The sequence below is a fragment of the Daejeonella sp. JGW-45 genome, from assembly GCF_029360805.1.
Lineage (GTDB): Bacteria > Bacteroidota > Bacteroidia > Sphingobacteriales > Sphingobacteriaceae > Daejeonella.
The window spans coordinates 206,407-221,476 of the sequence record NZ_JARKNC010000001.1; the positions used below are offsets into that span (position 1 = coordinate 206,407).

At 51.0% G+C, this 15,070-nt stretch carries 19 protein-coding genes; 15 read left to right on the top strand and 4 right to left on the bottom strand.

Annotated features, from left to right (window positions below):
- Window positions 1-705 (bottom strand): ferritin-like domain-containing protein, encoded by a 705-nt coding sequence (locus tag P2W76_RS00930; RefSeq protein ID WP_276345570.1) that lies wholly within the window; start codon window positions 703-705, stop codon window positions 1-3.
- A gap of 194 nt (window positions 706-899) precedes the next feature.
- On the opposite strand from P2W76_RS00930, the gene P2W76_RS00935 reads away from it, so the two are divergent.
- The 4 genes from P2W76_RS00935 (at window position 900) to P2W76_RS00950 (ending at window position 2,979) form a co-directional block, all read left to right on the top strand.
- Window positions 900-1,457 (top strand): sigma-70 family RNA polymerase sigma factor, encoded by a 558-nt coding sequence (locus tag P2W76_RS00935; RefSeq protein WP_276345571.1) that lies wholly within the window; start codon window positions 900-902, stop codon window positions 1,455-1,457.
- On the top strand, window positions 1,454-2,263 hold the full coding sequence (locus tag P2W76_RS00940; RefSeq protein ID WP_276345573.1) for an anti-sigma factor: 810 nt from the start codon (window positions 1,454-1,456) through the stop codon (window positions 2,261-2,263). The genes P2W76_RS00935 and P2W76_RS00940 overlap by 4 nt, the downstream gene beginning before the upstream one ends.
- A gap of 87 nt (window positions 2,264-2,350) precedes the next feature.
- Window positions 2,351-2,608: a type II toxin-antitoxin system HicA family toxin gene (locus tag P2W76_RS00945; RefSeq protein ID WP_276345574.1), complete on the top strand. Its 258-nt coding sequence runs from the start codon at window positions 2,351-2,353 to the stop codon at window positions 2,606-2,608.
- Entirely contained in the window at window positions 2,605-2,979 is a 375-nt protein-coding gene (locus tag P2W76_RS00950) for a type II toxin-antitoxin system HicB family antitoxin (protein ID WP_276345576.1), read from the top strand. Before P2W76_RS00945 ends, P2W76_RS00950 begins: the two co-directional genes overlap by 4 nt.
- 14 nt (window positions 2,980-2,993) lie before the next feature.
- Here the strand turns inward: P2W76_RS00950 and P2W76_RS00955 are convergent, their stop codons facing one another.
- Window positions 2,994-3,476, bottom strand: coding sequence for a YdeI/OmpD-associated family protein (locus P2W76_RS00955; RefSeq protein WP_276345578.1), 483 nt, complete (start codon window positions 3,474-3,476; stop codon window positions 2,994-2,996).
- A 187-nt stretch (window positions 3,477-3,663) separates the two neighbouring features.
- On the opposite strand from P2W76_RS00955, the gene P2W76_RS00960 reads away from it, so the two are divergent.
- The 6 genes from P2W76_RS00960 (at window position 3,664) to P2W76_RS00985 (ending at window position 9,639) form a co-directional block, all read left to right on the top strand.
- On the top strand, window positions 3,664-4,338 hold the full coding sequence (locus tag P2W76_RS00960) for a DUF6134 family protein (RefSeq protein WP_276345580.1): 675 nt from the start codon (window positions 3,664-3,666) through the stop codon (window positions 4,336-4,338).
- Between the two features lie 20 nt (window positions 4,339-4,358).
- Window positions 4,359-5,357, top strand: coding sequence for an NAD-dependent epimerase/dehydratase family protein (locus tag P2W76_RS00965; RefSeq protein WP_276345582.1), 999 nt, complete (start codon window positions 4,359-4,361; stop codon window positions 5,355-5,357).
- Window positions 5,354-6,136: an SDR family NAD(P)-dependent oxidoreductase gene (locus P2W76_RS00970; protein WP_276345584.1), complete on the top strand. Its 783-nt coding sequence runs from the start codon at window positions 5,354-5,356 to the stop codon at window positions 6,134-6,136. Before P2W76_RS00965 ends, P2W76_RS00970 begins: the two co-directional genes overlap by 4 nt.
- Window positions 6,137-6,215: 79 nt before the next feature.
- Complete coding sequence (locus tag P2W76_RS00975; RefSeq protein WP_276345587.1) at window positions 6,216-6,791, top strand: RNA polymerase sigma-70 factor; 576 nt, start codon at window positions 6,216-6,218, stop codon at window positions 6,789-6,791.
- On the top strand, window positions 6,788-7,756 hold the full coding sequence (locus P2W76_RS00980) for a FecR domain-containing protein (protein WP_276345589.1): 969 nt from the start codon (window positions 6,788-6,790) through the stop codon (window positions 7,754-7,756). Before P2W76_RS00975 ends, P2W76_RS00980 begins: the two co-directional genes overlap by 4 nt.
- Window positions 7,756-9,639: an STN and carboxypeptidase regulatory-like domain-containing protein gene (locus P2W76_RS00985; protein WP_276345591.1), complete on the top strand. Its 1,884-nt coding sequence runs from the start codon at window positions 7,756-7,758 to the stop codon at window positions 9,637-9,639. Before P2W76_RS00980 ends, P2W76_RS00985 begins: the two co-directional genes overlap by 1 nt.
- 109 nt (window positions 9,640-9,748) lie before the next feature.
- Here the strand turns inward: P2W76_RS00985 and P2W76_RS00990 are convergent, their stop codons facing one another.
- Entirely contained in the window at window positions 9,749-10,141 is a 393-nt protein-coding gene (locus tag P2W76_RS00990; RefSeq protein WP_276345592.1) for a VOC family protein, read from the bottom strand.
- Between the two features lie 103 nt (window positions 10,142-10,244).
- The gene (locus tag P2W76_RS00995) at window positions 10,245-10,496 is read right to left on the bottom strand and encodes a hypothetical protein (protein ID WP_276345593.1); all 252 of its coding nucleotides are present in this window, start codon (window positions 10,494-10,496) and stop codon (window positions 10,245-10,247) included.
- 226 nt (window positions 10,497-10,722) lie between these two features.
- Here P2W76_RS00995 and P2W76_RS01000 point away from each other — a divergent pair, with 226 nt between their 5' ends.
- The 5 genes from P2W76_RS01000 (at window position 10,723) to P2W76_RS01020 (ending at window position 15,046) form a co-directional block, all read left to right on the top strand.
- Window positions 10,723-11,175, top strand: a complete 453-nt coding sequence (locus P2W76_RS01000; RefSeq protein WP_276345594.1) for a phosphoglycerate mutase family protein — start codon at window positions 10,723-10,725, stop codon at window positions 11,173-11,175.
- A gap of 32 nt (window positions 11,176-11,207) precedes the next feature.
- The gene (locus P2W76_RS01005) at window positions 11,208-11,669 is read left to right on the top strand and encodes a hypothetical protein (RefSeq protein ID WP_276345595.1); all 462 of its coding nucleotides are present in this window, start codon (window positions 11,208-11,210) and stop codon (window positions 11,667-11,669) included.
- A 116-nt stretch (window positions 11,670-11,785) separates the two neighbouring features.
- Window positions 11,786-14,119 carry a TonB-dependent receptor gene (locus tag P2W76_RS01010; protein WP_276345596.1) on the top strand — a complete coding sequence of 778 codons (2,334 nt, stop codon included), beginning with the start codon at window positions 11,786-11,788 and terminating at the stop codon, window positions 14,117-14,119.
- A complete protein-coding gene (locus P2W76_RS01015) occupies window positions 14,109-14,549 on the top strand; it encodes a DUF4625 domain-containing protein (protein ID WP_276345597.1) in 441 nt (146 codons plus the stop codon). The genes P2W76_RS01010 and P2W76_RS01015 overlap by 11 nt, the downstream gene beginning before the upstream one ends.
- Before the next feature lie 20 nt (window positions 14,550-14,569).
- Window positions 14,570-15,046, top strand: coding sequence for a DUF4625 domain-containing protein (locus P2W76_RS01020; protein WP_276345598.1), 477 nt, complete (start codon window positions 14,570-14,572; stop codon window positions 15,044-15,046).
- Window positions 15,047-15,070: the final 24 nt, after the last annotated feature.

Genomic DNA, 15,070 nt, shown 5'->3' on the forward strand with positions numbered 1-15,070 from the left:
TTAGTAAGTTGGTAATCCTTCTACATTCAACGGTGTCTTTATGTATGTTCCTGCGATTGCGAGCACCTGGCTCGGGCTCCTGGAAGTATCCAGCCCCTGCGCATTCACTACCGAGCTGTCGGCAAACGTTCCATTGCTGATCAGATCACGGATCATCGCAGCATGGCGCGCTTCTACCGATACGATCTTGCCTGCCAGCGTTAAATAAGCGTCGCTCTTTATCAGGAAGCCTGCACCGTTATAGGCCGATACGCCCAGGTCTTCGAAGGCTTTAGCCGTGCTCAGCACGCTGTCGCGGCTGCTGAAATTGACGGATGAGAAATCTACCTCCAGCGAAGGGATGGCACTTCCGCCCAGGGCAGCTTTAAAGAATTCGCGGTGCGCGATCTCATGGTCCCTGATATCGGTCATAATGGAGCTTTCCAATGAGGAGATACCTGTATACGGACTTGCAACCACCTTTGTATAGAAGGCAGCTTCAAGTTGTTCCAGCGCGTAGGCATAATTCAGGATGGCTATGTCATCCCGGCCGAAGTTTGCCCTTCCGTCCATTTTGTCCTTTTTGCAGCCGGCTGCTATCAAAGCGATGCCTGCAGCACCTGCTCCGGCATATTTCAGGAACGAGCGGCGTTCCAGCGTGGCAGACAGAATATCGCCCTGCGCATTTGCCGGATCCTGTTCCACCTGATTTTTCAAAGTGTTCATAATTAGAATTTATGGTTAAAGTTCTTGTTGATTGGAGGTACTTACGGGAAATCCGGGTAAGCGGATTTTTTGGTTGCGAATTATTTTAAGCCGGGCATTTTTTGAAAATATTACCTGTCAATCAAAACAATTAAGTAGTTTCAAACTTATTATCCTTTAAGCCGGATATCCACCAATGCAATCAATCATTCACGTTGAACAGGACATCGAAAGTAAAACTATCTGAACCCGACCTGATCAGCGCCCTTCGCAAACAGGAAAAAATAGCCATCGAGGCGCTGTACGATATGTACTCACCGGCGCTGTACGGAGTTATCCACCGCATCATTGACAATGAGGAAATAGCAGAGGACGTATTGCAGGATACATTTGTAAAGATCTGGAACTCCTTTTCTTCTTATGACGCCGGCAAAGGCCGCCTGTTCACCTGGATGGTAAACCTTGCCCGCAACCTGGCTATTGATAAGGTCCGGTCAAAGGACTACCGCAACCATACAAAAAACCAGGACATCGATAACTTCGTAAATACGATCGATGATAAGCAAAGTTCGATATTTAATACCGACGCGGTCGGGATCAGGGAGATGGTAGAAAAGCTTCTGCCTGATCAGCGATCCATACTTCAACTGATCTATTTCCAGGGTTATACGCAAGCCGAGGCAGCCGAGAAGCTTAACATTCCGCTGGGTACATTAAAAACCCGGACGCGGGCAGCAATTTTAACTATGAGGAAGTTTTTCCAGGAACCATGACAGATATCAGATCATATATTGAAAGTGGTGTACTTGAGCTTTACGTGCTGGGCGAACTTAGCGCGGATGAAAGGCTTGAGGTGGAAGAGCTCGCTAAAAAGCATCCTGAAATAAGAGCCGAACTAACCGCGATCGAAACGGCGCTTGAGACATTTGCTCATTCACAGGGCAGGACTCCTGCACCCCGCATGCGCGACCGGGTCTTAAGCAGCATTGAGATCCCGGAAGAAAGCGGCAAGATCGCCGGCATTCCGCAAACGCCAAAATTCACGTCTTACAAATATGCTTTTGCGGCCTCCGTGGCCTTGCTGTTGATCAGTTGGGCTGCCTTGTTTGTTGTTTACAACCGGCTGGATGCATCCCGGCAGCAGATCGCTGTGCTGGAAACATCCAACCAGAAGTTCACTAACCAGGTAAACAAGTTAAGCGGGGAGCTTAAAAACTCGCTCGAAATTCTTAATGATCCCAACTATCAGCTTATTAAGCTCCAGGGAACAGAAATATCCAAATCCTCGCGTATAGCCGTAGCATTTAATTCCCGGAGTAATGATGTCCTGCTCGACCTTTCGGGCTTAAACATGCCGCAAAATGATGATGAGCACCAATACCAGCTATGGGCCATCGTAGACGGGCAGCCGGTAGACCTCGGTGTCTTTGATGTCAGCGACCAGGCTTCAGGCTTAAAACAAATGAAGAGCGTAGACAAGCCGCAGGCCTTTGCCGTTACCCTCGAGAAAAGAGGAGGCAGCGTTAAGCCGACTATGGCGAAGCTGATGGTTATTGGGACGGTTGGGGGTAAGGTCTGAGGCACACTTCTTGATTCATACCGTTAAATAGAAATATTTTCAAATAATGAACGTTTTTATTAGTTTTGCAACTAATATTCAGTTGCAATGGGTAAAGCAGAGAAGCTATTAGATCGTTTCGTTAAAATCCCTAAAGATCTTACCTGGGATGAGTTAACAAGCGTATTAGCAGGATTCGGCTATTTCCTGTTGAAAAACGGGAAGACCGGTGGATCGAGACGCAAGTTTGTTAATAAGGACAATAGCATCATCATTCTGCATAAGCCGCACCCGGGAAATATAGTAAAGCAATATGCCCTTAAACAGGTAATAGATCATTTAAGAGAGAAAGGAAGCCTTCAATGAGTAACTATTTAAAACATAAGGAATATCTGGGTACCGTTGAATATAGTACTGAAGACGAAGTTTTTTACGGAAAGCTTTTCGGGATAAATGACCTGGTAACTTTCGAAGGTGCATCCGTTAAGGAAATAAAAAACGCTTTTGAAGAAGCTGTAGAGGATTATATTTCGACTTGCGCGGCATTAAACAAAAAGCCGGAGAAGACCTTTAAAGGAAGCTTTAACGTACGTCTCCCAACTGAACTCCATAAGGATGCAGCGTTTATAGCGGCTCAGAAGAACGTTTCATTGAACGATTTTGTTAAGGGGGCTATTGAATATGCAGTAAGACATAAGGAAGAGGTTAGCCGGGAGGTATTGCCGGGGAACCATTAAGTATTGACGGGCCCTTACTTCTTCCCGATAAAACTTCCCTTTCCCAGCAATGAATTAATAGCCCGCTCAATGACCCGGGTCCTGCTGGTCGCGGTTTTCAGGGACGAGATGTACCTCACCATCTCCTTCTGCTTTGACGGGCTGAGTCTCTCAAATTCAACCTTCGCTTCAGGCTTATTTTTTAATGCGGCGGTGAAATCAGGGTGTGGCTTTATAGTTCTGTCGGCCGGGTCAAACTCAATGCTTACGCGGATGGTTTCCCCGATGCGCCTGGGAGAATCTTTCAGCATCAGGGTGTTAATATAAAGCCGCCAGAGACCGCTGTACCTGAGCAGCGTTTGCTTGTAAGGCAGGTCGTTGACAGTTCCGGCAACCGGGATATGCCCCTTGCTTTTCCCTGCCTGGGCAAAAATCGCGGTCAGGATGTTTTCCGGTACCCGGACGTAGGGGTTGATCCCAATAATTTCCAGGACTGCCTTGAAGGAATAGCTCTTCATTTCTCAGGGAACATAAGTTCAGGATATCTCCCCGGGCATCGTCATCTGCCGCGGGGGTTTACTAAGGTAACGGAGATTTGTTAAAATCCCTGGCCTGAAAACAGAATTCAGGAATTTTCTCAAAAGAAATTTAGGGTAAGCTCCCGCTGAGTTGTATTAGCTATATAAACGTTAATCAACACGGAACATGATCCCAGCACTCTTGATCTGGCTGTACAAAAAGTACGCGTCCAGGATCCTTAAAACTAAATATCTAACCCGCTTTCGCCGGGCCTCATCAGCGGCAGCGCTGCTTCTGATCCCGGTGCTCGCAGCAGCTTCGCCATCCTCAGCGCAGGACCTCAGGTTATCGTACCAGGTTATCCATAAGGGCTCGGTCATCGGGCAGATGCAGTTTCACCGGAAGGTGAGCGGTACCAATACCTACTTCAACCTGAAATCGGACATCAAAACCCGGTTCGTTATGCCCATAAATATTGTCACGACAGACCAGGCGCATTTCAGCAAGGGCAGGCTGCAATTGTCGGCCGTCTGCCGCACAGTGAACGGGCAGGAAAAAGAAAGCAAGAAAACGGTGTTCCGGAACAATACTTATGAGCTGAGCAACGGCTCGAAGCTCCGGCAGCTCGAAACCGAGATTGGCTATACCATGATGATGCTTTATTGCCGTGAACCGGCGCAGCTTGGCCAGGTGTACTCCGATAATTACCAGCAATTTCTTCCCATAAAAAGGCTTGCAGCACATACCTACCGGGTTAATCTCCCCGGCGGGAATTATAACGACTACCAGTTCGAGGGCGGCACCTGCACCAAGGTTACTGTGCACCACGACTGGTATACTATCACCATGGAACTAATTTAAGAACCCAACAGAATAAAAATATGAGCAATAAAACAACCGTATTTGTCAGCGGCGCCACCGGCTTCATCGGCCGCAGCCTGTGCTATAAGCTTGCTGAAAGTGGCTGCCAGGTTAACGCGCTCTGCAGGGACCTGGATCATCCCTACCTGCTTAAACATGATAACATCCGCTTCTTTAGCGGCGACATCCTGGATGAGCCCAGCCTGATGGCTGCCATGAAAGGCTGCCGGCAGGTGTACCATACCGCCGCCATGGCCAAAATGTGGTGCCGCAACAATGAGGAATTCTACAACGTCAATGTAAACGGCACCACGAATGTTATCCGCGCGGCGATCGCGCTGAATGTCGATAAAATAGTCTATACCTCTACCTGCGGGGTCCTGGGACCAACAGTCAAACATCCCATGGACGAGCAGGCACCGCGCGTGGGCGGGTTTCCCATCACCTACGAGCGCACCAAGTTCCTGGCCGAGCTCGTAGTGAATTCATTTGTAAAGCAGGGTGTAAACATTGTCACCGTTAATCCCTCGCGGGTATTTGGCGCCGGGCCGATAACCGATAGCAATACGGTCAGCAAAATGATAAAGGGCTACCTGCAGGGAACCTGGCGTATCATTCCCGGCAAGGGGGATAAGGTTGCAAACTATGCTTTCCTGGACGATGTGGTCGACGGGCACATGGCTGCTATGGACCATGGCCTTAGCGGACAGCGCTACATCCTTGGCGGCGAAGACATCAGCTTTAACCAGTTCTTCGACACCCTGTATACCCTGACCGGCAAGTATCACAAGATGTTCAGGGTACCGCAGAAACTGATCAAGGCATACAGCCAGGCAGAATGGCTCAAGAGCAGGCTCACGGGCATCCCGCCTGTGTTCCTTCCAGAGTTCGCCGACCGCCTTAAGTACGACCAGAAATACAGCAGCGCCAAAGCCATCGAACAGCTGCGTTACCGGATCACTCCTTTTGCGCAGGGCATGGCAAAGACCATCAGCAGTGTACAAAATCAATTATCATGAAAAGATTAACCGCTTTAGTAACTGGCGCCAGCGAAGGGCTCGGTAAGTCGCTCGCCTTTGAGCTGGCAAACCGCAATTTCAACCTGGTGCTGATCTCGCTGCCTGCCTCGGGGCTCCCGGAGCTGGCCGCATTCATCCGCTCAAACTTCAACGTGAATGTGCATTACTTCGAACTGGACCTCACCAAAGCCGAGCTCTTTACCGGTATATTCGATACGCTCAGCGCTGAGCAGGTGCCGGTGGATATCCTGGTCAATAACGCCGGCCTGGGCAACTGGTCGTGGTTCGAGGACAAGAACATCGACTTTTATAAAACCCAGATCGATCTGAATATTACCAGTACCGTATTGCTTACCCGCCTGTTCCTCGGCCAGGTCGACAAATCCCACCCCTCTTATATCCTGAACGTGGGCAGCCTGGGCGGACGTTTTATCGTACCCCGGAAACAGGTCTATGGCGCCACGAAGTCGTTCATTGCCTATTTCACCAAATGCCTGCAGCTCGAACAATCGGGCACCCAGGTCCGCGTAAGCCTGTTAAGTCCCGGCGGCATTAATACCAAACCCGAGCTGCTGGTTCTTAACCATTCCCTGAAAGGAATTTCCAGGGCAACCATCCTGGAGCCCGAGGAGGTAGCGAGAGAGGCGGTAGACGGACTGCTGAAGGGCAAAAAAGAGATCATCCCCGGAGCCATAAACCGCTTCCTGGTTTTGCTCGATGCCTTTCTGCCGGGCCGTATCAAAGAGATGATCATTAAGCGGAAGCTGGCACTTGGCTGAAGTAAATCAGGCTGCGGCAGAGGCAGCATGCTGACATAGAAAAAAGCGATTAAATTTGGGGACGTTTAAACAGAATTAATTGGAGAACGAGGATATCCGGCTTACTGAACTCATCCGGAAGGGAGACAAGCCTTCCTTCGACAGGGTGTTTCTTAAGTATTTTAAGAACCTGCATGCCTATGCGATGAAATTCGCGGGGGAGAAGGATATGGCTGAAGAGATCATCCAGAACGTGTTCTGCCGCATCTGGGAAAAACGCGGGCAGCTGAAGGCCGATGGTTACCTGAGGGCTTTCCTGTACCGCTCGGTGCATAACGAGTGCGTCAATTATATCAGGCACCGGAAAGTCAGGTCGTCGTTCCAGGTATACTATGTCGGCAAGCCGGAGCTGAATGAAAGCAACCTCGCCGAAGAGCTGGGTGCCTCTGAACTGGAAAGGCGGTTGTACGCAGCCATCAATGAATTGCCGGAGGAATGCGCCTCGGTTTTCCAGATGAGCCGCTTCGAGCAGCTTCGCTATGGCGAGATAGCCGCAGAGCTGGATATCCCGCTGAAAGCCGTGGAATACCAGATGGGCAAGGCGTTGAAGATACTGCGGATTAAGCTGGCCGACTTTTTACCGCTGCTGTTAATTTATTTAAACAAGATACTATGACAAAAAGATTTACCCATATAGAAGAAGCCTTGCTTGCCAGGTACCTGCTGAAGGAAGCCACGCCGGGAGAAGAGCAGCAGGTGGCCGGCTGGCTTAAGGCCAACCCTGCCAACGCGGAGCACCTTAAGCGGGTGGAGCTCCTGCTTGAAACAGGCAGCCTGGATGCGGACAGCAGCATCAATGCACAGGAGGCGCTTGCGCGGCTGCACAGCCGCATGGACAGGGAGGCTTCGGGAGCAGGCAATACACGGAGATTAATATTCCCCCGGTCCATCATCCGCGTGGCGGCGGCAATACTCATTGTTGGAACCGTTATCTGGTTCAGCTATCCCCTGCTTTACCGGCAGGTGGAGGTGGCCACTGCCGGGAATGTCCTTGAGCATCAGCTGCCCGATGGTTCGAAAGTGATCCTGAACAGGAACTCATCGCTCTCATACCCGGCAAGGCTCAGCGATTCCGTCCGCCAGGTCACCCTGAAGGGAGAAGCCTTCTTCGATGTCAGGGCCGATAAGGACCAGCCCTTTATCATCCGGGTCAATAACGTCACCGTGCGGGTCGTGGGCACCTCGTTCAACGTCAGGAACCGTGGAACTGAAACCACCGTTGCGGTTGAATCCGGTATTGTTAAGGTGAGCAAAAGCAACGATACGATAGAGCTCAGGGCCGGCGAGCAGACCCGCAGCCGCGCCGCAGCGCCCCTATCCAAAGAAATTACCCGGGGAAAGCTTTATGCCTATTATTATACCGGGGAGCTGGTCTGCGACCGAACGCCGCTGCGGGAGCTCGTTGAAGTACTTAATGAGAAATTCAAGGCACAGATCAGCGTCGAGCCGGCAATCCGGGAGCTGCCATTAAATGCCGTGTTCCGGGATGAGCCGCTAGACCAGGTGCTGTTTATTATCAGCGAATCACTGAATATTAAAGTTGAACGCAAAGGACAGCAGATCCTGCTGAAACAACCCTGATGAAACACGGCGCAGCCGCTATATATCTAAGCATCCTGCTGACTTTCCTTCTCATCGAAGGGCGGGGCCAGTCTGTTCTCGACAGGAAGGTATTTATCCAGGCCAATGATATCAGGCTGGGGACTGCCTTGCAGCTGATCGCTGATAAGGGCGGTTTTAAATTCTCCTACAACAGCAATATCATCCCGCTCGACAGCGTCGTGAACCTCTATGCCGAAAATGTAAGCATTGAAGAGGCCCTCGACAGGCTGCTGAGCAAGCAATACGAATACCGCCAGGCCTATAATTTCGTGATGCTCCGCTATGCGCCGCGGGAGCTGTCGATGGTCCTGCAGGAATCAGTCAACTACCCCAGCCTGTTTGTGATCAGGGGACAGATCGTCGACAGCCAGACCCGCCTCCCGGTAATGTATGCCAGCGTTTATGAAAAGAAATTACTGCAGACGGTGCTCACCGACAGGCAGGGATTTTTTACCCTGAAGCTGAAGAACTTCCCGCAGGCAATAAACATTACGGTCAGCAAGGAGAATTATAAAGAGATCAGCACCGTTTTCCTGGCCGAGGTAATTGTCAGGCCCTCTCGCAGAGGCGTCAGCGGCGAGTACCGGGACGGTGACCTCGCCCGCGTGGAGCGGACCCGCCTGGGCCGCCTGCTGGTTACCTCCGAACAAAAGATCCAGTCGCTGAACATCGGCAATTTCATCGCCCAGGCACCCGTGCAGTTCTCACTCGGCCCCGGCCTGAGCACCCACGGCTCGCTCAGCGGGCAGGTGGTCAACAGGTTTTCCTTCAACGCCACAGGCGGCTATACCGCCGGGGTGCAGGGAATGGAGATCGGCCTGCTCTTCAATATCAATAAAAAGGATGCCGGCTGGTTCCAGTTCGGCGGCGCCTTCAACCTGACCGGCGGCAGCGTGAGTGGACTGCAGATCGGGGGACTGTACAACAACGTGCTCGACAGTGCCCGCGCCGGGCAGATCAGCCTGGGCCACAACCGCGTGGCAGGTTCCTTCCATGGCATGCAGGTAGGCGGCCTGTACAACCAGGTGAAACATAATTTCGATGGGATGCAGATCTCAACCGGCCATAACCGTGTGGGAGGATCGTTTAAAGGCCTGCAGCTGGGTGCAGTTTTCAACCTCGTAAAAGAAGACTTCAGCGGGGTCCAGCTCTCACTGGGCTATAACCATTTGCAGCGTAATTTCAACGGCTTCCAGGCCGGTACATTTAATCATACCGGGAATACCGCGAGCGGCATACGGGTAGCGCTTATCGGCAATATTTCATCCGGCAGCACCCGGGGCGGACAGGCAGCCGGCATCTTTAATTACAGCAAAGAGCTGAACGGCTTCCAGGCCGGGCTGGTAAACATCTCCGGCACACCGGGAGGATACAATTTTGGTCTGATCAATATCGTTAAAGGCGGCTATCACAGGCTCAGTCTCAGCGCCAACGAGAGCATAGACCTGAACCTGGCATTAAAGACCGGCAATCAGAATTTATATACGGCGCTGCTCTATGGCAGGAATGCCAGCAGTACGAATAAGCTGCAGGCTATCGGACTGGGGTTCGGGAAGCAGCTCAGCATCTATAAGGATCTGTCGCTCAACCCCGAGATCAGCAGCCGCTACATCCACCAGGGAAACTGGAAAGATACCAACCTGCTGAACCGCCTGGACCTGAACCTGGACTACCCACTTGCCAAATGGATCAGCCTGAACACAGGCCCGGCCTTTACGGTATTCTATTCAAACCAGTCAGTGCAGAAAAAGGATTATGCGTTTTTAAAAGATAAGGGGTTTGAGTTTGGTAACCCGCGGTACCGGGGATGGGTTGGCTGGAATGTGGGATTAAGTTTTTCTGCGGCACCGCGCTCGCAATGATAGCATGTTTGCCCGGTGTCTTGTTCACGTTTGCTCCCTTTCAGTTTTCAGCTTTCAACCCGATAGCTATCGGGTCTCAACTCCACTCCCCGGTGCAGCGAAACACCCCCTACTCCATTGAAAACAAGCCAAAAGGATTTCCTTCGGTATCGACGCAGATAGAGCAAAACCCGAACTCGCCGATAGAAAACTTCGGGCGGCTGACGATTCCGCCGGCGGCTTCAATACGGCTTTCCTCTACACTGGCGTCCTGGCAGGGGAAATAGACCATGGTGTTGACACATTGCCCGTCGCCGTCCTTGGTGCCCTGCATTTCGATTAAGGCGCCCGATACGCCCTGGTTTTCCATTGGAGAGAAAAAGGCCATTTTCATTTCTTCAGGCGCGTCGCCCGGTGCGCCGCTGTCGATAAATTTCGTTCCTAATACCGCGTTATAGAATTTCTTGGCGCGTTCGATATCCTTTACGTAGATCTCGAACCAGCAGATGATATTTTGGTTCATGGTTTTGTTCTTTAATTTGCTGTTAAAGATACACCGGATCAGCCGAAAGGCAGCGGGCCGATCGCGTCAGTTTATGCGGTAATTCAGGACAAGATCAAATGGTTCATTTCAGGTTCCGTTCTCTCAGAAGTGCTTCCAGCTCCCTGGCATTATGCCGGGGCTTATTGAACAATTTATATGCAAGAAACAAAGGGATAAGCATCAAAAACCCCCAGGTATTATTGATAACGCTGTAAAAGACCACCCCTATCAGGAATCCGATTAGTGCCGCATCGATTATCGCAGCTGATTTGGCTTTTTTGGCTTCCTCCAGTAATTCCTGGTCTGTTAGTCCGCTTAGTTCTCTTTTGCTCATTTGGCGATTTTTTTGATTACTGGTGCAGGCATTCCAGCCCTAAATGTTTTGCTCCTGTAAAACTACACAAGCCGGTGAATTAAGCAAGTGATTATGTGTGCAGGATATCCCGATTTTTCTTAATTTGCCTTATAATCCCATTCTTATGAGCAAACGTCGGATCTTCTTCTTCGGCCTTTTGGTGATGGTGATGCTGGCGGGCTTCAGCAGCCAGGCACAGACCACCGTGTGGATCGTGCGGCACGGGGAGAAGGACCTGAAGAACCCGTCCGACCGCGACCCTTCGCTGTCGCCCGACGGGCAGGACCGGGCCAGGGAACTGGCTACTTTGCTGCAGCCGAAGCGGGTGCTGGCTGTTTATTCTACACCGTTTAAACGTACCAAGCAAACTGCAGAACCTACGGCTTACGGACACGGCGTAACTGTTCAGACCTACGACCCGGCAGATCCGGCTGCCCTGGCCTCATCGGTGCTCCGGCAGCATAAAGGCGGAGGGGTATTGATAGTCGGCCATTCCAATACCGTGCTGGAACTTGTGGAGGCCTTTGGCATCAAGCGCCCCATGCCTTCCCTCACCGATGACGATTATAACTATCTGTTCACGCTGACCATTGAGGGTAACTCTATACAATTGCTCACCTCGCAATACGGGAACCTGAAACGCACGAAGGTGCCGTAGGGGTGCCGGATTGGAACATTTCACCGCTTTTAATGAGCAGGCTGATTGATATCCCCGGCTTTTTCACACCCGTAACATTTTCAATTCATAATCACTTTTTACAATTAATTCTTTTTTCATTAAATAAAATAAACGCAACTTTACCGCGGATGAGCTCCGGAAGAAAACATAACACAGCACCCATATTCAGACTAGCAGCGTCGCTGCTGATGCTGGTGTTTTTTTCTATTCCGGTTCTTCAGGCGGCGCATAACCACTCCGCTGAGGCATCTGCCCACCACGCGAGCTCCGGATCCGAATCCGTTGTCTATGCCAAGTGCCCTACCTGTGAGTTCCTGGTACACCAGCAGCAGAAACATAGCTTTGGTGATCAGGCGCCTGTACTGATCCACTTTTCTCAAAAACCGGCTGCCGTTTATTACACCCTTAACTGTAAGATATACCCGGCAGCTATTCAGGGCTTTACCAATAAAGGTCCTCCTGTTATTTCTTAATTCCGCGCGCCGGATTTTTTTCTGTATGTAGGATAAGCTGAAAACCGCTTACCTGGCGCGCATGGCCTGTTTTCCGGCCTCCTTTACAAATTTTCTTAACGAATACCATTTTCCTGATGAAAAAAGCTTTCATGGCATCTTTATGCCTTGTACCGCTTTTAACCATCGCGCAGAGTCCGGAATACAGCATCGCTGCTTCCGGCCCTAAGGGCAGCCCTGAGAATTCCGGGCCTGCCGGCGATGTACTAAAGCGACTAAACCAGGCGGCGGGAGTCCCGCTTCCGGTCACGGTTACCCCAGACACCATACCTGTGGCTGATACTGTCCGGAGACATCCTCAAAGGCACCACCACCTGGAGGAGGTGGTTGTACATGATAACCATGTGGAGCTTCGCCGGAAAGAAGAATCCCTGAACGTTGAAGTAGTTAACCGGGAGTTTATCCTGCGGAACCTTGGCGGCAGCCTGATGAAAACCCTGGAGCGCCTGCCGGGAGTCAAAACTATTGGCATCGGCTCCGGGCAGTCGAAGCCGCTCATCCGCGGCCTGGGCTTTAACCGGGTAGTTGTCATAGACCAGGGTGTAAAACACGAGGGCCAGCAATGGGGAGCCGACCATGGGCTGGAGATCGACCAGTTTGCAGTGGGCGAAGCGGAGGTCATCAAGGGGGCGGCTTCCTTTATCTACGGCTCGGACGCCATAGGAGGTGCCATTGAAATAAAGCCCAGCCCTATCCCCGCCAGGAATACATTTGGCGGGTCTGTCGATCTCATGGGAAAAAGCAATAACAATCTGCTGGGCACCTCCCTGAACCTATATAGCCGCAAGGATAAATGGTTCTTCGATTCGCGGTTCACCTACCAGGATTACAGTGATTACCGGGTACCGGCAAATCAGGTTTTCGTGTATGACTATGCCGTTGACCTGCATGATAACTATCTGCGCAACACCGCCGGGCGCGAAACCAACCTGCATTTCAACAGCGGCTATGTGAACGGCAAGTTCCGGACTGTCTTCTACCTCAGTAATGCATTCAGCAAAAGCGGCTTCTTTGCCGATGCTCACGGACTGGAGCCAAGGCGCGTAGATTCAGATCTGCACGATAGCTCAAGCCGCGACATCCTTTTGCCGCGCCAGCAGGTGAATCATCTCAAGCTGATTAACCGCAGCAGCTACAGCTTTCAGCGGCACCGCGTGGAGCTCGAACTGGGATACCAGCGCAACTACAGGCAGGAACACAGCCAGTACGTAAATCACGGCTATATGCCGTCAAGCTACCCGGAGAACCTGGGCATTCCTGCTGATCTCGAGCGTGAGTTCGATAAAAACGTATTCTCGGTAAACCTGCGGGACAAGTTATCAGCCGGCAGGCATGAATTCACCTTTGGCGTCAACAGCGAGTATCAGCGAAATGAGATCAGCGGCTGGACCTTCCTGGTACCCTCCTTCAGGCAAGCCACAGCCGGGGTATTTGTGTACGATAAGGTCAGGCTCCATGATAAGGCCTTCCTGCACGGCGCCTTACGGTACGACCACGGACAGCTCAGGATGTTTGAATATACAGACTGGTTTCCTTCGACCCTTTCGGGCAGTTCGGAATTCCTGACCAGGGCAGAAGATCTGCGCCGTTCTTTCAACAGCCTGGTATGGTCTGCGGGTCTCAATTACAATCCCGGAAAATTTGAGCTCAAAGCCAATATCGGTAAGAGCTTCAGAATGCCGATCGCCAAGGAACTCTCGGCAAACGGGGTAAATTACCATTACTTCAGCTATGAGCGCGGCAAGCCCACACTGGATGCAGAGCAGTCGTACCAGGCCGACCTGAGCCTGGGCCTGAAGGCAAATAAATGGTCGGTGGCTATTAGCCCCTTTTTCAATTACTTCCCCAACTACATCTATTTAAACCCTACTTCTACCCATGATTACTATTACGGAGCCGGCAACCAGGTATTTGAATACGACGAAAGCCGGGTAATGCGCTACGGCGGCGAACTGCAGCTTAACTACAAACTGTCGGGAGCACTGAGCGCAGGCCTGCTGGGCGAGTACCTCTATTCGCGCCAGCTTTCGGGCCGCAAGAAAGGATATACACTGCCTTTTTCCCCGCCTGCTTCAGCGCTGGTAAACCTGACCTGGTCGCCGCCCTCTCCAAACCTGACCGATACCTATTTCTCCATTGACTACCGGGTAACGGGCAGCCAGAACCGCATCGTTCCGCCTGAAAAAAAGACAGCCGGCTCACAGGTGTTCCATATCCAGTCGGGAACCTTCCTGATGATGGGGAAACAGGCGCTGCAGGTCAGCTTCCAGGTTCAAAACGTGCTCAATTCGCGCTACCTGAACCACACCAGCTTTTACCGCCTGATCAACCTTCCGGAAGCAGGGAGAAATTTTGTGCTATCTGTGAAACTACCCTTTCAAATTAATAAACCCATAAACAATGAACCTTAAATCAAAGATCATGAAAATGAAACATGTTATTATCGTGCTGGCGCTTATCTCAGGAGCGTTCAGCGCATGTAAAAAGGATGAACAGCAGGGTCCTGCCCTCAAAGCGGACAACATAGAAATCGGAACAGCCAACAGCAGGCGTGGCATAAGCGGCGCTGATTTCCATTTCAATGCCGATATAACTGCACGCAACAAGATCGAAAACGTCCGGGTTAAGATACTTCAAAGAAGTTCAGAGACCTACACAGCATCGTGGCAGTTTGACATAAGCTGGGAAGAGTACAAAGGCGCCAGGAGTGCTACCGTCCATAAACATTTCACCATACCTGCAGAAGCCCCTGAAGGGAAATACGATTTCTATTTCATCGTAACGGACCAGAGCGGCGACAGGCTGGAGATTAAAGAGGAATTCACCATTAACCAACAATAATTCAAATCAAACTCAGAAAAATGAACAAGGTCCAATCCTTTAGCCTGGCCGTCCTTGCGGTTATGGCATTAAGCAATTGCAGCAAGGAAAGCAGCGACCCGGTCGATACCGCCTATCCCGTAATCGATATCAGCGCTGCGAATGCATTCCCAAAGCAGTGCAGCACAATTAAGCGCGGCGATAAATTCACATTCATTACACAGCTTAGCGACAATGCAGAGCTGGGCTCATTAAGTGTCGATATCCACCACAATTTTGACGGCCATTCTCATAGCACCGAGGTAAAGGACTGCGTAAGTGATCCGGTGAAGACTGCGGTTAAGCCTTTTCTCTTTATCCAGAACTTCAGTATTCCGCCGGGACAAAAATCTCATCAGACTGCCATCGAAATAAATGTTCCTGCTGATGTGGACGCCGGTGATTACCACTTCCTCATCCGCGTGACCGACAAGGAGGGCTGGCAAACCCTGAAAGGACTGAGCATTAAGCTCATCTGATCCAATCTCAAATTCAAAATCAAA